We start from the raw sequence: 20,027 nt of genomic DNA on the forward strand, positions 1-20,027 counted from the left end.
TCACTATCTGATGGTCACTATCTGATGGTCACTGTCTGACATTCACAAGGGGAATTTGCCGGAGAGTTCCAACGTCCCTGCGCACATCCAGGCCGACAACCGGTCTTCTATGCTCGGACCGCCATCCAGTGGGCTCTCCAGGCGAGGCCGGCGCACCCAGCAACCGGCTTCTTCCGCAATCAACGCACCTGCAGCGAAGTCGTGCTCGTTGAGGCCCCGTTCACCGTAGGCGTCGAAGGTTCCGTCCGCCACCAGGCAGAGGTCCAGTGCAGCCGATCCAAGGCGTCGGACGTCGGCAAATCCGTCCATGAGCCCGGCCAGACCTTCGGATTGGCTGGCCCGGGTAGCGGGATCGTAGCTGAAGCCGGTGGCAAGGATGAGGCCGGTGCGCCCGGGAATCGGCCCTGCCAGGCGCGTCGCCTCTCCCCCGGCTTCCATCCAAGCACCGTGACCGCGGGCCGCCGAGTAGACGCGCCCCAACGCCGGCGCGTGAACCACGCCTGCCTGCCAGACGCCGTCGGAATCTGCTATGGCAACGGAAGTGGCGTAGTAGACGATGTTGCGGATGAAGTTGGTGGTCCCGTCCAGGGGATCGATGGACCAGCGGTATCCCGAGGGCTGTTCCGGTCTGGTAGTACCGTGTTCCTCCCCCGTGATGGTGTCGTGCGGCCGTTCGGCAATGATCGCTTCACGGACCGCATTCTCTGCTGCGACGTCAAAAGCAGTGACCCAGTCGCCGGCCTCGCCCTTGTTGCTGGTTTCCAGACCGTCGCCGCCCGTGCCGGTTGCAGACCGCTCTGCAAGGACAGCAGCGCCCGCAGCCGCGGCACGTTTGGCTACAGCAAGCAGCTCGTTGGCGTCCATCATTCGGAGGCCGCTTCCGCTGGTGTTTCATCCACTACGGTTGGTATATCCGTTGCCGCTTCGGATTCCGTCCCGGTCTGTGCCGGTCCGTTGGCCAGGAGCTCGCGGAAGCCATCCTCGTCCAGCACCGGTACGCCCAGCTGCTCGGCCTTGTCCAGCTTAGTGCCGGCGCTTTCACCAGCCACCAGGTAACTGGTGTTCTTGGAGACGGAGCCGGAGGCTTTGCCACCGCGGATGATGATGGCTTCCTTGGCTTCGTCGCGGCTGAAGTTGGGCAGCGTACCGGTGACTACCACTGTGAGCCCTTCAAGGGTCCGAGGCACCGACGTGTCCCGTTCATCCTCCATGCGCACGCCGGCAGCGGCCCAGCTGTCCACGATCTCGTTGTGCCAGTCCACGGCGAACCATTCCTTGAGCGCCACCGCAATGGTGGGTCCTACGCCATCAACGTGAGCCATCTGCTCTTCCGTGGCATTGCGAATGGCATCCATGCTTCCGAATGCGGTGGCAAGAGCACGCGAAGCCGTTGGCCCGACGTGCCGGATGGAGAGCGCTACCAGCACTCGCCACAGCGGCTGCGTCTTCGCCTTTTCCAGCTCCACGAACAGTTTTTCCGTCGTAGCAGTGGGCTTGGAGGGAGACTTGGCCGTTCCCTTGGTGTAGAAGTACGGGACGAGCTCGTATTCGCCGGTTGCTACGCCCTTGGACCGCTTTTCCCTGCGGATCTTGACGTCCGCCAGGTCCTCACGCGTCAGGCTGAACAGGCCGGCCTCACTGGTGAGGGGCGGCGTCTCGGGCTCAGCTGGCTGTGTGAGGGCAATGGCTGCTTCCCAGCCGAGTGCTTCGATATCGAACGCGCCGCGGCCCGCGAGGTGGAACACGCGCTCCCGCAACTGCGAAGGGCAGGACTTGGCATTGGGGCAACGAATGTCCACATCGCCTTCCTTCGACGGAGCCAACGGCGTGCCGCATGACGGGCATTCCGTGGGCATCACGAATTCGCGGACCGGCGGATCCTGCTTGTCACGCAGGGCCAGCACCGGGCCGACGATCTCCGGAATGACGTCTCCGGCCTTGCGGAGAATGACAATGTCGCCGATCATGACGCCCTTGGCCTTGACCACGTCCTGGTTGTGCAGGGTGGCCATTCCCACCGTGGAACCGGCCACCTTCACCGGCTCCATCAGGCCGAAGGGAGTCACGCGCCCTGTGCGGCCCACGTTGACTGCAATGTCCAGGAGCTTGGTGTGGACTTCTTCGGGCGGGTACTTGTAGGCAGCAGCCCATCTGGGAACCCGGGAGGTGTAACCAAGTGCACGTTGGGTGGCGAAGTCATCGATCTTGACCACGATGCCGTCAATCTCATGCAGGAGCTTATGACGGCGCTCGCCGTAGTCGGCAATGAACTTCAGGACGTCGTCGAACGTGTCCAATACCTTGAGGTACGGGCTGACAGGGAGCCCCCATTCTTCGAGGAGCTTGTACGTTTCCGACTGGCTCTTGGCCTCCAGCCCTTCACGGGCTCCGATGCCGTGGACGAACATGCTGAGCGGACGCTTGGCAGTTTCAGTGGGATCTTTTTGGCGAAGCGAACCGGCTGCGGCGTTGCGGGGGTTGGCAAGCGGCGCTTTGCCAGCGGCTACGAGCGTCTCGTTGAACTCGACGAAGGCCTTGGAGGGAATGAACACCTCGCCACGGATTTCCACTTCCGATGGGTAGCCCGAACCACTGAGCTGCCGTGGGATCTCTTTGATGGTGAGGACGTTGTGCGTGATGTCCTCGCCCGTAGTGCCGTCGCCCCGTGTTGCGGCACGAACCAGCTTCCCGTCCCGGTACAACAGATTGACGGCAAGGCCATCGATCTTCAGTTCAGTCAGCCACGCGATGCGCGGGACGGAATCGCCGAGCTTCGCCACCGACGCTTCAGCCTTGCGGACCCAGGCTTCGAGCTCATCCAAGGAGAAGACGTCGTCGAGGCTGTACATCCGCTGCAGATGCTCCACCGCAGCGAAAGCAGACGAGACCTCCCCGCCAACCTCTTGCGTGGGCGAGTCATTGGAGACGAGCTCCGGGTGGAGTGCTTCCAGTTCCTCGAGCCGGCGGTAGAGTTCATCGAACTCGGCGTCGGAAACCGTTGGCGCGTCTTCCTGGTAATAGGCATACCGGTACTTGCGGACGAGGTCCGCCAATTGCACGTACTCCTCCCGCAGGGACTCCGACGGCGGAGTCCCTTCCTCCGCGACGATTGCCGCAGCGGCGTCTTGGGTTGTGGTGTCGACCGGATCCGGATTCTCTGGTGTGCTCACAGGTCTATCTTGCCGTAACCCACGGACATTAAAGAGTTGCTAGTGCGACGACAGCCGGTTCTTGCTCCACAGCGCGAATGCCAGTCCTCCCAGGCCAACCACCAGGACGGCGCCCAGGAGGCCGAACAGGCCAAGCATGTTGGGACCGGAGAATGAGCTCGACGCCAACGCGGCTGCTTCCGTCTCCTTGCCCTTGTCCACCGGCGTGTTCCAGTTGGAGGACTTGCCCGGGCTGGCGCTTGCGGAGCCGGTGGACGGAGAGGGCGACGGCGTTGCTGACGCCGACGTCGTACCAGACGTTGCGGTGGGTTCGGACGAGCTCGACGCCGCACCGGTCGCCTGGGGTGCCACAGTGACAAACTGGGTCACCGCGGGTTGTGGCGGAACCTGAACAGGCTGCGGGGCTTGCACCGGCGCTTGCACCGGCGGGGCTTGAACCGGCGGGGCAGGCGCAGGAGCAACCTCGGGCTCCCTGACCCGGGTTGGCTCCGGTTTTGATGACGGGATCTTGTCCGTTTCCGGAGCGAGCCCGGGCTGCGTGGGTTCCGGTTCCGTGGGTGCCTCCGAGGGTACGCAGAGGATCTTCCCATCGCACGGTGCGGCGTGTGCGGCTACAGCGGGCGCAAACAGCAATCCAACGGCCAGCACCACGGCTGGAACTACGGGGTGTCGCATGTAGGTAGCCTCCTAGCTACGGTTTTCAGGCGGCATGGCGATCTGGAGCTTGCGTACCTTTCCACGTCCCACAATGTACCCGCGGCCCGGGATGAAGTCCTTGCTGATGCGGCCCAAGGAGGTGTTGAGGAGGCTGTCGCCTTCCACATCTCCGGGGTTGAGCAAAAGCCCGCGGCGTCCGGATTTGAACGGCTGCGCAAGGGACCATGCCTGGGACCATGTGGAGGTCTCGGACTCGCCCACCACCCACTGATCGGCCTTGATCGCAGCCGTAACCAACCGTCCCACGCCGGATTCGGCCAAGGTGTCCGTGAACTCTGTGAGGCCCTCGATGAAGATGGCCATGGTGCCAGGGTTGTCCGCGACTTTGTCGATCAGGTCATCCACCACGTCCGAGACTTCGTCCGGCCCCACCAGGGACCTGCTCCAGATATTCAGTGCGGCCACGGCGGAGCGCCGGGAACCGATATAGATCAAGTCCGTGCGCGGGTTGGAACGCCGCAAGGCGTAGGCCAAGGTGACCAAGGCGACGGTGCGTCCGGAACCTGGTGGTCCGGCCAGCAGAAGTGATCCCTTGGCGGCGATGGCCGCCGAACCCAGCGTTTCGTCGTCGACACCAATCACTGGGTTGTCCGGGGCGCCGGTGGGCAGGATGTCCAGGTCCACCAGCTCCGGAAGCCGCTGAATCTGCGGTGCTTGCTCGAGGCCCTGGCGCAGCATCGCCTGGCTGAGCTTGGCCACTTCCCGGGCCTGGAGCGCAAGGTTCGAGTTGCCTCCCAGCACGGCGAGCTGAACTTCCAGCCCGTCCAGCAAGCCGCGCCCGGGAGGCGAGGCTGCATTGAGGACATCCTTGGGAACGTCCAGGGTCATGTAATCGTCTTCGGAGCTGAGACGCAGGACCAACCGCTTCTGGATGGAGGCAAGGAGCGACGCTGGAACAGAGTTGGTGCGGTCACCGCTGACTACCAGGTGGATACCCAAGGGACGTCCGTCTGTGGCCAGAGTGAGGAAGATGTCCCACAGGGCAGACAAGTTGCTGTACTCGTAGGATTCACGGAAGGAAGACATTCCGTCCACCAGGATGAAGATGCGCTTCTCTTCCGGGCGGTTGGCCAGCTGCCGATATTCGACGATGGTGGACGCCCGGACCTCAGCGAACCGTGCTGCCCTGTCGTCCGCCACGTCCTTGAGCCACCGCAGCAGCCGCCCAACGCGCTCCACGTCGTCGCCGTTGATGATTTCGCCAACGTGCGGAAGACCATCGAGCATCTTGAGTCCCGAGGAACCACAGTCGATGCCATAGACGTGAACCGGCCCACCACGTGGTGTAACAGCCGCGGCGATGGCGATCCCGCGCAGGGCCGCCGACTTACCGGATCCGCCCGTGCCGTAGACGGCCATGTTGCCGTCCTTGTCCGGCTCGTAGAACACTGTGGGCTGGTCCTGGTGGGCGGGGTCATCTGCCACGCCAAGCAGAAGCCGCTCATCGGTGCGCGGATTGGGAAGCTTGGAGAAATCGTAGGTAGTAGCGAGTTCGTTGAGCCATGGCTTCCGGGGAGGCTCGATGGACAGGACGTCAGCTGCCCGGATGATGTTTCCGGTCATCCTGGCAATGTCGTTGGGTCCGGCGGGTTCTTCTTCAACCTGCGACACCAAGGGCGGTTCCCATGTGGGGCCGGACCCGAACGCCATTTCTACGATGTCGATCCGGGGTCGCTGCGGCTTTTCCGTCGTCCAGCCGCCGGCGTACCCGGTCTGGAAGCCTTGGATACGGCCAGGACCGGTCTTGGCGGCACCGCGGCCGGGAATGGATGGGTCAAAGTAAGCGGCAGTAGGAACGCCCAGGATATCTGTTGCGTCCACTTCGTCGGCCATGCGCAAGGCAACGCGGAGGTTGGTGTTGGCGCGCAGGTTGTCTTTGATGACACCGGCAGGCCGTTGCGTGGCCAGTATCAAGTGCAGGCCCAAGGACCGGCCACGGGCAGCCACGTCCACCACACCGTCAACGAACTCGGGAACTTCGGTAGCCAGCGCCGCGAATTCGTCCACGATGATGATGAGATACGGCGGTGCCTCGGGATCGGCTTCGCGTTGCAGCGCCAGGAGGTCTTTGGCTTTCTTACGGTTCAGGAGCCGTTCACGATAGTGGAGCTCTGCCCGCAGGGATGTCAGTGCACGGCGAACCAGGTGCGGGGACAAGTCAGTCACCAGGCCAACGGTGTGCGGCAAGTGCAGGCAGTCGGCGAATGCGGCGCCGCCCTTGTAGTCCACGAACAGGAAGCTGACGCGGTCCGGGCTGTACGCGGCCGCCATGCCCATCACCCAGGACTGGAGGAACTCGGATTTACCGGCACCCGTGGTTCCGCCGACCAGTGCGTGCGGGCCTTCGTTCTTGAGGTCGAGGTAGAACGGCTCCACGCCTTTGGAACCAACCAGCGCGCGGAGGCTGCCGTTGTCCTTTCGGTTGGGCACCGCCGTTGCGTGGACAGAGTTGTTCTCCTGCCAACGCTCGGCCACGGCCTGTGGGTTATCCATCAATTCCTTGCCGATCAACGTGGCGTAGGAAACGGCGCGTGGGAGGTCGGAATCGTCGTCGAGCGGGTTTCCAACATCCACCAGTGGCGACATCATGCGCGCCAACTGCGTGGCAAGGTCCGCGTCAAGGCTTTCGCAGCTCACCGGGTACGTGTGGCGACCCAAGCGGACCTGGCCAGTAGTGGTGCCGTGATCGCCGTCCACCGAGAGGAAGTCACGGCATGCCGCGGGAAGGGACTGTACGTTGGCCGCCACCCACATGACGTGTACGCCGTAGTCGGGGCCGCGTTCCACCAACCGCGTAAGGCGGCCGCGGTCCACGGGGGCGTCGTCTTCAACGATCACCAGGACGGCCGGAACCACGGGACCAGGAACTTCTTCGTGCTCGTTCTTGAGTCCAGGCCGCGGATACGGGCCAGGCTCCTTGGCCATGGATTCGCGCTCTTCCACGAGGTTCTCGAGCCGGGACAACAAGGCAGCACCGGCACCAGGGCCGGCAGCGAGGTGATCACCGGATATGGGGCTGTGGCCTGAACCGACATGCGGGAGCCACTGCAACCAGTCCCAGCGTTCACGGGAACGCGCTGAGGTCAGTGCCGTGAGAACAACCTCAGCCGGCGAATGGAGCCCCACCAACTGGAGCACCATGCCGCGGGCCACGTCATCCACCACGCTGCGTTCCCCCGCAACGCCAAACGAGCCCGAGGTGCGCAGTTGCGACACGATCGGAACGCCCTCAATGACGCGTACTTGCTGCAGGCACTCCTGAATTTCCCGCATGTACTGCGGTTCAGTTTCGTTGGCTCCCGGTTCGTCGAACTGGATGCGCGACGGTGCAGAGCCGAGTCCGAACCGGACCCCCAGGAAGTGCTGATGCTCCGGGCGGTGGGTCCAGAGAAGGGGCCCCAGCTTGTAGATCGCGTCCACGGTGTCGCTCACGGACGGCGCTTCCTGGAGCCTGACGGCGCGTTCAATGTTCTGCTGCTTGTCGATGTCCTCGCGGAACTCCAGCATGGCGGCTTTGAACTGTTTGTGGCCTTCCTTGGCCTGCCGCTTGCTCTGCATCTTGTGGTCCACATAATGCCCGACAATGAACAGCGGCATCATCGCCATGAAAATCACGGAGAGCAGGTTCTGCGTGAAAGCGAAGAGCACGCCGCCCATCAGGAGCGGCGCGATCAGCATGATGTATGGGAAGGGCTGGTGTTCCGGGCGTTTGGGTCCGGCCGGTGGCACGCGCTTGGGCGACTCGAACCTGGGCAGCACGCGCGGCGAACGGTTGAAATCCACCAGCGGCGACGACGGACCACCGCCGTGGTTACGGGACAGGGCAACGACGCCTACGGAAGTATCGCCCAAAGTAACGGTGTCGGAGGATTCCAGGGTTGCCCGGGTTACCGGCAGCCCATCCATAAGGAGGCCGTTGGCCGAGTTCGTGTCCACGATTTCCACGGTTTCGCCCACCGTGATCCGAGCATGGCGTTTGGATGTGAGCGGGTCCGACAAACGGATGTCGGCGTCCCGGTCACGGCCAATGTAGCTGGTGCCGAAAGGCAGCGAAAATTCGCGTCCGACGTCGGGCCCTGACATCACGCGCAACGTGGCAGCTGCCGGTCCCCTGCCATTGCCGCTGGCGTGCCCGTTGGATGCGAATTGATCGCTGACCTGCGCGAGCGAAACCTTGGACCCTGGCCGCAGCCCGGACTCCAGCAGGTTGTCCGTGGGCCGCAGGACGTGCCCGGACAGCCCGCCGCCGACGAAAGCCTCGTCCACACTTATGGACAGGTTCGACGGCGGTTCGGTCCCCTTTCGTGCGGGGTCGGCAGCCCAAAGTTCGGTGGCAATATCAGCCACGGTGGCACGACCATCCACCGTTACGGCGAGGTCCTTTGCTTCCGCAGGGTCACGCCGCAATGTCAGGCGGAACTTCATCCTTCGTCGACTCCACTCATTTTTTCAAGGAGATGCAGGTCAGCCGGAGTCACAAGGTGTGATGTCACGGCGTGTTCCACCAAGCGCGCCCGGCGGTTGGTGGCGAGTTTTCCCACCCCGCCGCGCAGGCCCACTACGCCTACGCGGTCCAGTTTGTCGCAGACGTTATCCAGCTTGCGGTTGAAGCGGGTCAGGGCCCAGCCGAGGCGCTTGGCAGCCTCAGCAGAGGACGGAATGGCGCTGAAGCCCGTGCCATCGCGTCGCAACATGGGCTCAGCCAGGGCGACGATGAGTGCCTTTTGCGAATCAGTGAAGACCACGGGGCCGATGGTGGTGTCCCCCGCTTGGTCGTCGTCGCGTGCTTCGTGCCGGAAGGAGGGCGTCTTCAAATGAACCGCGAACTCATAAGTGGTAGGTCCGGCCGTGAAAATCACGTTGGTGTGGCTGAAGACCAGGGGGATCCTCGCCCCAGGCGCAAGCCAGGCTTGCATGCCTCCGGAACCGTCAGCAATAGTGGCGGACAGCATGCTGCCAACGTTACTGAGCCACCACATGCCGTCGTAGCGGGCGATCTGCAGGAAGCGTCGGTGCAGGTAGGGGTTGTCATCCACTTCCAAGTCACCTTCGCGTCCAATATCGAAGATGTCCTCGTCGGATGGTTCGTACCATTCCCCACAGAAATCTATTGCTAGATCCCCCATGATCTGTGCCTCCTCAGTCGGCGGTAAGTAAGTCTCATGTGCCGGTTACTCGTCCAGGCAGGCGATGGAATCCGGCCCGCCGGGTGAGGCACTGCCGTCAGCACGGACAATAATTGCTTGCACGCAGATAGGTGGGTCAGCCAGCGCGCCGAGGAACGCCTTTCCTGTGGACGTGGTCTCATAGACGCCCTCGGATTTTGCCGACTTGATGCGCCATTTGAACGTGTCTCCGGGCAACGGCTGTGGGTTTGTCCAGGAGAAGACAACGATATTCCGGTCCTTGGTGTCCCGCGCCGCAGACATCCCCGCAACCTCCGGAACACCGCCATCCCCCAGAGGGTCAGCCGGCTGCTTGCTTGTCGTTTCCGTGGGTGCCACCTTGGGCTGCGCCTGTGCGCCCAACACCACGCCCACCACAATGGCCACTACCAGCACGGCAGCGCCGGTGGCGGCTAGCCAGAGGTTGCGCTTGCTGTGGTCTGCAGGCGGAGCGTCCTCCTGCGTGACCGGCGAGGCACCGGAGGGAGAGTTGGAACGGCTGACCGTTGCCCCAAGATCGTCCTGGGGACGTGAGGGCTGCCAGCCACGCAGCACTGTGGACTCTGCCGTGTCAGGCTCGGCGGGAGCGTTGTGGCCGCCGGGGGCTGTGTATGATCCCGGTGCTGTGTATCCCGACGCTGCGTGTCCCGACGCCGGAGCGTGGAACTGCGGCGGAGTCGACAACCCCGTGTGGGACTGGACTGTTTGCGGGGGGTTGGCGGGCTGGGCCGGTTGTTGTGTCGGCTGTTGGGTGGCGCCCGGAACGGTGGACGGGAAAGTTCGCGCCGGGAACGTGGGCGCTGACCCGGTGGTAGCGGTTCCCGAGGCGTCGGGATCGATCGAGGCGATGCTCCGGACCCGGGTTTCCTCGAAGTTGTCGTCCGGGTGCTGGTCGTCCCCGTGCCCGGGTTCTTCGAGAACCTCGAATGGCGTCACGGAAAGGTTCAGTTCAGCCTGGATCCGCTGGAGTGCCAGCGCGAAAGCATGTGCTGACGAGTAACGGGATTCCGCTGACTTGGCCATGGAAGTAGCCAGAACGAGTTCCAGGGACTCCGGAACGTCGGCACGGCCCAGCCTGGGCAGGGGCGAGTTGGTGATGCGGGAGATCAGTTCCCGCTGCGAGTTGTCCTGTCCCGGAAGGACAAACGGCGAACGACCCGCCAACAACGTGTACAGCGTGGCACCCAGGGCCCAAATGTCCACAGGAACACCATCCACGGCGCCTCCACGGAACTGCTCGGGCGGCGACCAAGGGATGGACATGCCGGCGTCGTCCTCGGTGTCGGCACCGATGGTGCCGGAGATGCCAAAGTCCGTCAGGGCAGGCCGGTTGTAATCGGTGACCAGGATGTTGGCCGGCTTGATATCCCGGTGCACAATACCGGCCCGGTGCGCGGTCTCGACGGCGGAAGCCACCTGGATGCCGACGGCCAGGACCTCGTCCACGCTGAAGCGCTGACGACGATAACGGACGTCGAGGCTCGGCCTGGAGCAGTACTCCATGGCAAGGTACGAGTGCCCGTTCTCGGTGATCTCGGCTTCGAAAATGGTCACGATGTAAGGGTGCGACGACAACTGCGCCATGAGGTTCGCTTCGGACTCGAAGCGGCGGCGGGCCCCTTCGGTCTTCAAATCGGACAACAGCACCTTGACCGCTACTTTTCGGCGCGGGCGGTCCTGCTCATAAAGGTAGACATCCGAGAAGCCACCGGAGCCGAGCAGGCTGATGTACTTGAAACCCGGGATGGGTGGAGGCGGCGCAGGGGGCCTCTTGGAACTCAAAGAATCTCCTCGAAACGCAATGAAATGTTGTCGCCCAGCTCGGCGATGTCGCCGTCCAGCAGGATGGCCATTTCGTTTTGGGCAAGCCGGCGGGGTGCCTGGCCTTCCCTGATGAGTACGGTGCCGTTGGTTGCCTTCAGGTCGCACAACATGACGTGCCAACCCTCAAGCCGGACCTCGACGTGGGAGCGGGATATGTCCCCACCGGGGCTGTCCACTTGGACCAGACGTGGCATTGTGCCGCCTTGCACCCGGGAAACCGACGGCTGGCGGCCGATGATGAGCGACTGGTCAAGATCAATCAACTCACCTGTAGAGAGCCGCATCCTCCCCAGCCTTGGACGTGGGACGTGGACGGCGTCGCCGGAAACGGCAACCCCGCACACCGAACACTGCGGGTACGTGGGCGGATTGGCGTGGCCTTGGGAGCACATCCGTGCCAAAACGCTCGGCCCGTTGACGGCCGACGTCTCCGCGCGGCCAACAAGGGCTTTTGCGCCGGAATCCTCGGTGGGAAGGCTGCTCTTCATGATGGTCTGTCCGTCATGGTCAGAGTCCTCTTCCGCGGCCATGGCGGCTGGAGCCGACGACCAAGCGGCCGGTACTTGGGCCGCAGGATCGGCTGCGGGCTTGGGCGGAACTGATTGCTGGTCACTGCCCGGTTCAGGGGTGGAGGAACCGCTGCGCAGCCACGGGACGGAGTCAATCAGCCCGCCCGCTGCTTCGACTGATGGGCTTGGAGACGGGCTCTCCGGTGCCGGCGAAAGCGGTTCGATAGCTGGTGGGGCGTCCGGTATAGCGGACGCAGGCGAGTCGTGCTCGTCAGACCCTTCGTCCGTACGGACTGCAGCGTCCTCAATGTTGCGCATCACCGTCTTGTCCCACAGGTGGTCATAGTTTGTGGTGTTTTCCAGCGACGGAAGTATTGGATCAGTGGTACTCGTGTGGACGGGTACCTCGGATGCTTCCGAATCTGCCTCACTGGCTGGTTCCAGCTCCGGTTCTTCCAGCGCAGCCGACTGCTCCGACGCAGCCACTTCGGCATGGTCCGGAGCTTCCTCGGTCAGCGGATCCGCCAGCGCCGTCGCTTCCTGTGGAGCTGGCACCTCGGCCGCAGGCTCCTGGGCGATTGACTCGACAATTGACTCGGGAGTGGACGACTCCTTGGCGGGAACCATGTGACCAGGTGCAATCGTCAGGCCAAGGTCCGCTTCCGCGTAGCCGATCATGGTTTCGTCGGACGCCGTTGCGGGCCGGATCCCAGGTTTACTATCCGCTTTCCCGGCAGCATGAGATGCGGCCTGGAGCGAGGCCAGGAGCACCACACCTTCACCCAGCGGAAGACTGTTCAGGGGCGAGCCGTTCATGGGTGAGCCGTTCAGCGGCAGGCCTCCACCCGACGTCGGGATCCCTGCAGACGGGGCCGGCTTGTTCCCTATCCGGACACTGTAAGAGGTGGCGTTTGCGAGTCGTCGTTCCGTCCAAGTGGTGACGTCACGCCCCGTGAGGCGTTCCTCGCCGCTGGCCGTCTGCACAACAAGTTCGAGGTCTCCCCGGAGGAACACTCGTAGTGCGTCCTTCGAGTCGATGATCCCAAAGGGCGGGATGCGGCTGAGGGAAACGCCAAAGGCATCCGTCACTTCATGCAGGACTTCGTGGGCTTCCGGCGCGGATGCCAGCAACCCCCAGACAGTGTCGATCAAAGCGTGCGGTGTGTCCGGGCCAAGGAGCACCACGGTTCCGCTCCGCACCACGCCGAACCAGTCACCCTGCTGATAGCGGGTCAGGGAAAGGTTGTTACTGCTTGCCATCGACGCCTTCCTCCTGCCCAGCCCCTGCGACCTCGCCGGTGCCATTCACCCAGGCGCGGGGAAGGGTATCTTCTTCCACCTCGGCCGCGACCTCGGGGCGCGGCGCAGTGGTGGCGATGCCGGCGTCGTTCAAGACGTTCTTGGCGTCCACGACGATGACGGTGACGTTGTCCCTGCCACCGCTTCTCAGGGCAGCCTGGATCAAGGCGTCCACGGCATCCTGCGGATGGGCAACAGTGCTAAGGATGCGGAACATGTGGTCATCGCCCAGTTCCCCGTTGAGACCGTCCGAGCAAATCATGATCCGGTCACCTTCCTGGATGGGAAGCAACCAGAAATCGGCCTCGGTTTCGTCGCCGGTACCCAAGGCGCGGGTAACAACGTGGCGGCGCGGGTGGACCGTGGCCTGCTCCGCGGTGATATCCCCGGAATCCACCAGTTCCTGCACCTCGGAGTGGTCAACGCTTACCTGCGCAAACTCCCCTTGGCTGAGGCGGTAAGTCCTGGAATCGCCGATGTTCATCACCAGCCAGTAGGGCAGGCCCATCTGCTCCACCACCACGACGCCGGACAGCGTAGTCCCTGCGCGGGCTCCCGTTGCGTTGCGGATGGCAGCGTCGGCCTTCAGCAAGCATGACTGAAGGTCGGCCGCTGAAGCTGTACGGACGCCGGCCGACAACTCAGGGGCGCTGCCCAAAGCCCTGACGCACATGCCGCTGGCAATCTCGCCCGCCTCATGCCCGCCCATGCCGTCGGCCACGGCGAAGACGGGGTCAGAAGCAATGAACGAATCTTCGTTCAGTTCGCGGCGAAGCCCGCGATCCGTTCCGTACCCGTAGCTGAGCCGAAAAGAGGATCCGCCTGCGGCAGGACCCGCTTCGGCGTTGGCGGGTGTGGCCGGCTGTGAATTCATGCTTGTCCTAGGTGGAAGGAACGGTCCCCAAAGTGAACGGTGGAACCGGGACGGACAAAGCTCGCTTCGCCCGGGTGGAGCCTGGTCTGGATGCCGTCGGGGGTGGTGACAGCGCTGCCGTTGGTGGAGTTGCGGTCAGTGACCCAGATACCGTCACCATCAACGCGCAAGTGTAGATGTGTTTTGGAGATGGACCGGCCGGGGTCTGACACGGGCAGCAATTGTTCCACGATTTCCGCGGGCTGTGGCGCCGGGTTACGGCCAAGGAGGACCGACCCGCCCAACTGGATGTCCTGGCCATCGTCGATCCGAATCCGCAATACGGCCTGGGCACGGGCTGCCCCGGGGCGCATCTGGGTCCGTTCCACGTCATCGTCCGGATGGGCGGCGGTCGCGGGGCTCTGTTGTGGTGCAACCGTGGCGGGGCTCGATGACGCTGATGCGATCGGTGCTGTAGACCCGCCCGGTGCTGCTGGTGTGCGGGGTGCCGGCGTGAAGGGCGCCGTGGGTGGGCGCCACTGGTTCGGATCATGGGAAGGCTGCACAGCGGGTGTTGCAGGAGTGGACTGCGCCGCAACCGGCAGTGGATTCTCACTCGGACGGGTGCCCTGGCCAAGCCCGGAAGGGACCGGGGAAGCGACGGGCTGGACCGGCGGGAGATCCATCGGTGCGAAGCTGTAGGGACCTTGGATGCCGCCCGTGGTCACCGGATTGCGACCGGCGTTCACGTCGAACACCAAGGACTTTGCCGCTTTGTCTTGCCAGCCACGCAGCTTGCCGTTGGTGTCCCAAGCGTTGGATACGACTACAAGGAAAGCCCAGACAACACCGAGGAACATGAGCGGCAGGGCGATCCACAACACCAGTCCGATGTGTCCAAGAGCTGACAGGATGACGGCAACGATGGACCCCAGCAGCAGGAGTCCACCTGTCAGGATCCCGCGAACGAAAACAACACCAGCGCCGGGTGCGTAGCCATCGGAGTCCGCACTGCGGATGCTCATGAGCTGGTTGCCGATGGTGTTACCGGACTTTGCCTCAATTCCAAGGAGGACAAAGGTGTAAACCACGGTCACGCCCAGACCGATGCTGCCCAAGAGAACCAGGAGACCCGTGTCATAGACGATGAAGCCGTTCCTGCGGGTTTGAGTGATGCCGGCAATTCCAATGGCGAACGTGGTGGCGAGCAGGGCAACGGGACCCAACCAATCCAGCACAGCTGCGCCCAGGCGCTTCCCGGCAGAGGCGGGCGCCAACTCGAGCTTGGTGGTCATAGTGGTCCCTCCCCCTGGCCCCGGCGTACGGTCCGGCATGGTTTTTGATCCGTGCTGCATCGGCGAGGCCGGCGCCGACACTACCGAGATACTACCGGGATCGGAGAAGCCTTGCCGGTTGGCGAACTCCAATGCTGCCTTCTGCGCATGGTTGATGTTGCCCTCCTTGCGGGCACCACGGTTGTTCAACGGCGAACCGCACTGCGTGCAGAACGTCGCTCCCGGACGGACCCCATGCCGGCAAGCCGGGCAAAGTTCTGTCTCATTACTCATCGGTGGTGTCCTTCTTGAACGGCAACGTGAAGCGGGGCTTGGCCGGATCGCCGGGCGTCTGTTGCCGGCGGCGAAGGGCCGCGCGGCCATCGGACAGCAACGACCGCGGTGAGAACCGTGCCTGCTGCCGTTTCCAGAAACCGACGCTTCCCGTGATGTCCGTCAGCGACGTATCAACGATCTCCCAGTACTCCTTGACCTCCTCCTCGCTTGGCTGACCGGCACCGAAGACAGCAGCATCGGCCCGGTGGGCAAGCATTGTGGTGGTAGTCCCGGTGGTGGGGAAGGCATCAGCGATGACCGAGGCCGATTCACGCCTTGTGGACTTGGTGTCAATGGAGGCACCCATGTCGGTGACCAGGCTCAGCACTTCATTCCATCCTCCGCCGACCCGCTGGGCGGGGTGGCCGTCACGGAAACGCGCCTTCCGGCGTCGTGATTTCAGCAGGAGGATCAGCAGCAGCGGCAAGGCGAGGATCCCCAGCGGAATCAGCGCCACACCGATGGCCGCCAGCAGCGGCCCCCAGAAGAGCCACGGGTTGTTCTTCTTCTCGTCAGCGTCCAGGGCGTCCGGGGTGGAGTCCGGCGGCAGGTCCGCGGGTTCCTGCGGCGGGGGCGGTGGCTGCAGCACCTGCGGCTTGGGTTTGGACTTGTTCTCCGGATCGGGCGGGATGGGCACGTTGTCCTTGGGCGGCGTGGGATCAAAAGCAACCCATCCCACCCGGTCAAACGCCACCTCAACCCAGGCGTGGACGTCCTTGCCAGTGATCTTGATATCGCCGGCGCCATTCTCAGGGCTCTTGGGGTCAGGATAGAACCCCATGACCACGCGGGAAGGAATACCAAGGTGGCGGAGCATGAGGGACATGGAGACGGCGTATTGCTCGTCGTCGCCCAGCATCTGCTTGGCCGAGAGCATGTTGCGGACGCGCGCAGCACTGTGGCCGGGAAGGCTCGGGAGTTGCCCCTCGGCCACCAAGCCGTTGCTGAAAGCGCCGCTCTTTTGGAAGTGCGCCTCAATCTGCCGGACGCGGTCAATGGCCGTCGGGGCATCGGCGGAAAGCTGGTTCGCCTGGGAAGCCACGATCGGCGGCACTTCCTCCGCCTCGGGCAGCGTGAGCTTCGCGAAGTCGTACTGCGTGAGCTGGCCGTGCTCCAGCGTGCCGGGATCCGAAACCTGCACGGTGTAATTGTCGCCCTTGGCCAGGCCCTTGGTGGTTACAGCCGTGTCTGTGCCGGCATTGAAGTAAAGACCGGAAGCGGCACCGGAAGTGTCCGCAAAACTCATGCCCGTGGTGTGCCGGCCACCCGGCACAAAGTAGCCCTGATAGTCCTCCACGGTGATGTCCAGCGTGTAGTTGGTGCCCTCCACCGGGCTCCCGGAATCAGCCAACGTGTTCAACGAGCGGGCATCGCCCACTTTGCTGAAGTTACCGGAGCTGTTGGGATCCATGGTGTAGTTCAAGCCGTTGAATGCATCCAGTGCAGCCAGCCGCACGCGGGCATCCTTGGGCAGCCCCTTGACCGTAAACAGCGTGCTGTCCTTCTCATCCTTGACGAAGCTGCGGAAGCTCGCCAGCGGCGTGATGTAGTCCCGGGGGTCGAACGGCGGAACGATCGTGTTGCGGAGCACCTTTCGGTCGTCGCTGGCGGTGACCAACGGCGAGGCAATTGCGGTGACGCCCACCGCAACAGCGATAACGGCTGCAGCAGTCCCCAGGCGGCGGAGCTGGCCACGGCGGGCTGTAGCGGCGTCGGAACCCGGCCTATTGGCCGAAACGGTCTTGGTGCTGTTGCGCCGGAGTACGTCACGGCGGAACGTCGCCCACACGATGGACACAATGGTCAGCGAGACGCCGCGTTCCACATTGAGGAAGCCCGCACTGGTACTGAAGGCGATTCCCGTGACAAAGAGGACCAGCACCGGCAGCAACGGCCAGTACGGGCTCTTCAAACGCCATGACAGCAGACCAGCTGCCAGAGCGGTCACCAATGAACTGAGGAACGGCACAATGAGCATGCCATTCGCTGTCCCCACAGGAACGCCGACGGTGAGCATGTCCTTCCAGGCAAACACGATCCCCAGCAGGAGCGTACGCAAGGAATCGAGGCTGGGCAGGAATCCGACGACAGCCGAATCCGGCACGGCCAACGCCGAGCCAAACACCATGTAGGCGCCGAACGTTACGGCAGTGGTGATGAGCAGTCCCAAGCGGAAGCGCACGTTGAGGAAAGCGATGCCCAGCCCCAGCACCACACCACCTAGACCTGCGACCAGGTAGTGGGCGTCTCCCCCGAAGCTCAGCGTGAAACCAAGGACGCCAAGGAACAGCAGCACCAGGAGCGCCCCGCAGTCAACGGCGAAATGCCATAGTGGCCTGCCGTCGTCGAATATCGATCCTCCGGTAGCGCGGGCAGCGGACCGGGTTCCCTTAGCTGCCCGGGGACGCACTCGGAGATTGGGAGCGGTGCTCATGCTGCCGCCTTTCGAAGAACTATGGCGAGATCGTCCAGGTCGCCAACCGTGAGGACCGTCAGGTCGGCGATGTTTGCCCTCGACGGCGCCGCTCCGGGTTGGACGCGGACCGCCAGGCTCCGCACACCCGGGGGAACGGACGAAGCCGCCGAGCGCAATTGGGTGGCTGTCACATGGCTGCCCACTACGAAGAACACCACGGAGGCGTTGGGGACGGTGTCCGAAAGGGTGCGGGCGAGGTCGACGGCGGTCTTCCGCATGGGTGCCCCGACAATGCGGGTCATGTCGTCCAGCAAGTTCCGGCCGGTTTCGCAGCGGAGCGGCCCCTTTTGGGTCAGCACGTCCAACTCACGCTGCTCACGAATGGCCTGCCTGCCAATGGAAGCGGCCACAGAGACGGCCATTTCGAACTCGGGCTCGGAGTCATACTCGTCTGTGTTAATGGAGAGCGAGATGGCCAGGTGTGCGCGCCGGGTCTCCTCGAACTGGCGAACCATGAGCTTGTTGGTGCGGGCCGTGGTCTTCCAGTGGATGTGGCGCCGATCGTCCCCGGGAACGTAATCGCGCAAAGCATGGAAGGAGACATCCGCGCTGGACAGCTCCGTAGTGGGCATGCCTTCAAGGTCGCGGATAAAGCCGGCCGCCGAGCTGCCCAGCGACACGGTCCGGGGATGGACGAACAGATCCACCGGATCGGTCCACATCACGCGACGACGCAACAAGTGGAGTGGGTCGGCGCGAACAGATCGAACGGGACCCACAACAATCACTGCACGCCGCGCCGTGGGGATGGTGAAGAGATCCTCATGCACCTGGGCCGGCTTCATGCGGGGCAAATGGAAAACGGCCGTGTTGGAACCCACGGGCAGCTCCAGCGCTGCAGGCAACAACGGCCTCGTGGATACGTTGGACACCGCAATGCTGCCCACGGCGTCATCCCCTACTGCCACCCGCGTGCGGGCAAGGTCCAGAACCACGCCATAGGCCGAGCGGCCCACAATGAAGCCGATGGCAAGGAGGAACAGCAGGAACGCCACCATGGCAGCTGACTTGGCTTCCTGCCAACCCCACGCCTGCCCCGCCCACCAAAGGCCGATCGAGGCAGCCAACACTACCCAGCCGAGCAGGCTCACCACTGCCAGGACCGGCCAGACGAACCTCAGCCAGACAGCCCTGACCTTGGTCCACCCTGGAGCAAGGAAGTCCCCCGCAGTTCCGGCTGCTTCCGACCACACGGCTGCGGGGTGGAGCTTGCTGGACTGGCCAAGCTTGCCGGGTAGGCCGCGCTTGTTTGACTGGCCGGGGCGTTTGCCCGGCCCGCTGCCAGGGCCGCGCAAGGAGCGCATCTTGCTGCCAACAGCAGACGTAACGCGCTTGAACGAGTCAGCAGCCCTGTTCAGGGGTGTGCTGGAGGACATGTCTGGGCCTTTGTTCGAGCTGGGGTGCGGTGGGGAGTAGTGCTTAGGCGCTCGCGCGTTGCTGCGGGGCAGCGACGTCGGCGAGGACGCGGTTGAGTACCACCTCGGGCGTTGCGCCGGAGAATTCGGCTTCCGGGTCCATCACCAAACGGTGCGTCCACACCACGGGTGCAAGCTCCTTGATGTCATCCGGCAACACGAAGTTGCGGCCCTGGCTGGCCGCCCACACCTTGGCAGCGCGGACCATGGCCAAAGCGCCACGAACAGAAACACCAAGCCGCGTTTCAGAGGCATTGCGGGTCTCTTCGCAGAGGCGGGAAATGTACTCCAGCACGGCGGTGTCTACGTGGGTGGTGGCTGCCAGGTCCGCCATGTCAGCTACGGCCTGGGTGGTGATCAACGGGCTGAGGTCCTTCGAACGGTCCTTCAGGTTGGCACCGCCCAGCAGCCGGACGGTGGAAGCGTGATCCGGGTAGCCGATGGAGGTCTTAATCAGGAAGCGGTCCAGCTGAGCCTCGGGCAGGCGGTAGGTGCCCGCCTGTTCGATGGGGTTCTGGGTAGCCAGGACCATGAACGGGCGGCCGGCCTCGTATGTGGTGCCGTCAACTGTCACCCGGGATTCCTCCATGACTTCCAGCAACGCTGACTGCGTCTTCGGGGAGGCACGGTTGATTTCGTCAGCCAGCACGATGTTGTTGAACACCGGGCCCTTGTGGAACTCGAACTTCTGGGTCTTTTGGTCGTAGATGGTCACACCCGTCACGTCAGACGGCAGGAGGTCAGGCGTGAACTGGATGCGGTTATGCGAACCTTGGACCGTCGCGGCCAGGGCACGGGCGAGGGAGGTCTTACCCGTGCCCGGCGCGTCTTCAAACAGCACGTGGCCTTCGGCCATCATCGCCGTGAACGTCAGCCGGATGACGTGTTCCTTGCCCAACACGGCCTTGCCCACGTTGGCAACGAGCTTCTCGAACGTTTCTGCAAACCACGCGGCCTGCTCGTTTGTCATGGTCATCGGTTGATCCTGT

The 20,027-nt window shown here is 63.7% G+C and carries 12 protein-coding genes; all 12 read right to left on the minus strand.

The features are described 5' to 3' along the window. Positions 1 to 42: 42 nt before the first annotated feature. Genes M1D89_RS16180 through M1D89_RS16235 form a run of 12 tightly spaced genes read right to left on the minus strand, consistent with a single transcriptional unit; the run spans position 43 to position 20,014 of the window. Entirely contained in the window at positions 43 to 867 is an 825-nt protein-coding gene (locus M1D89_RS16180) for an inositol monophosphatase family protein (RefSeq protein WP_498645013.1), read from the minus strand. Then, the gene (ligA, locus tag M1D89_RS16185) at positions 864 to 3,170 is read right to left on the minus strand and encodes an NAD-dependent DNA ligase LigA (RefSeq protein WP_498645015.1); all 2,307 of its coding nucleotides are present in this window, start codon (positions 3,168 to 3,170) and stop codon (positions 864 to 866) included. Before ligA ends, M1D89_RS16180 begins: the two co-directional genes overlap by 4 nt. Positions 3,171 to 3,209: 39 nt before the next feature. Beyond that, positions 3,210 to 3,845: a hypothetical protein gene (locus M1D89_RS16190; RefSeq protein WP_498645017.1), complete on the minus strand. Its 636-nt coding sequence runs from the start codon at positions 3,843 to 3,845 to the stop codon at positions 3,210 to 3,212. A gap of 12 nt (positions 3,846 to 3,857) precedes the next feature. Next, the gene (locus tag M1D89_RS16195) at positions 3,858 to 8,312 is read right to left on the minus strand and encodes a type VII secretion EssC family protein (protein WP_498645019.1); all 4,455 of its coding nucleotides are present in this window, start codon (positions 8,310 to 8,312) and stop codon (positions 3,858 to 3,860) included. Next, positions 8,309 to 9,013: a hypothetical protein gene (locus M1D89_RS16200; RefSeq protein ID WP_017199350.1), complete on the minus strand. Its 705-nt coding sequence runs from the start codon at positions 9,011 to 9,013 to the stop codon at positions 8,309 to 8,311. The genes M1D89_RS16195 and M1D89_RS16200 overlap by 4 nt, the downstream gene beginning before the upstream one ends. A gap of 45 nt (positions 9,014 to 9,058) precedes the next feature. Continuing rightward, positions 9,059 to 10,834, minus strand: a complete 1,776-nt coding sequence (locus M1D89_RS16205; RefSeq protein ID WP_498645022.1) for a serine/threonine-protein kinase — start codon at positions 10,832 to 10,834, stop codon at positions 9,059 to 9,061. Further along, on the minus strand, positions 10,831 to 12,645 hold the full coding sequence (locus tag M1D89_RS16210) for an FHA domain-containing protein (protein ID WP_498645024.1): 1,815 nt from the start codon (positions 12,643 to 12,645) through the stop codon (positions 10,831 to 10,833). Before M1D89_RS16210 ends, M1D89_RS16205 begins: the two co-directional genes overlap by 4 nt. Then, positions 12,632 to 13,558, minus strand: a complete 927-nt coding sequence (locus M1D89_RS16215; protein ID WP_498645026.1) for a PP2C family protein-serine/threonine phosphatase — start codon at positions 13,556 to 13,558, stop codon at positions 12,632 to 12,634. The genes M1D89_RS16210 and M1D89_RS16215 overlap by 14 nt, the downstream gene beginning before the upstream one ends. Beyond that, positions 13,555 to 15,105, minus strand: coding sequence for an RDD family protein (locus tag M1D89_RS16220; RefSeq protein ID WP_498645028.1), 1,551 nt, complete (start codon positions 15,103 to 15,105; stop codon positions 13,555 to 13,557). Before M1D89_RS16220 ends, M1D89_RS16215 begins: the two co-directional genes overlap by 4 nt. Further along, positions 15,098 to 17,581: a transglutaminase TgpA family protein gene (locus M1D89_RS16225; RefSeq protein WP_498645030.1), complete on the minus strand. Its 2,484-nt coding sequence runs from the start codon at positions 17,579 to 17,581 to the stop codon at positions 15,098 to 15,100. Before M1D89_RS16225 ends, M1D89_RS16220 begins: the two co-directional genes overlap by 8 nt. Then, the gene (locus M1D89_RS16230; protein WP_498645032.1) at positions 17,578 to 18,999 is read right to left on the minus strand and encodes a DUF58 domain-containing protein; all 1,422 of its coding nucleotides are present in this window, start codon (positions 18,997 to 18,999) and stop codon (positions 17,578 to 17,580) included. The genes M1D89_RS16225 and M1D89_RS16230 overlap by 4 nt, the downstream gene beginning before the upstream one ends. A 43-nt stretch (positions 19,000 to 19,042) precedes the next feature. Next, on the minus strand, positions 19,043 to 20,014 hold the full coding sequence (locus M1D89_RS16235; protein WP_498645034.1) for an AAA family ATPase: 972 nt from the start codon (positions 20,012 to 20,014) through the stop codon (positions 19,043 to 19,045). Positions 20,015 to 20,027 lie beyond the last annotated feature (13 nt).

It is taken from the genome of Arthrobacter sp. D3-18, from assembly GCF_054408525.1.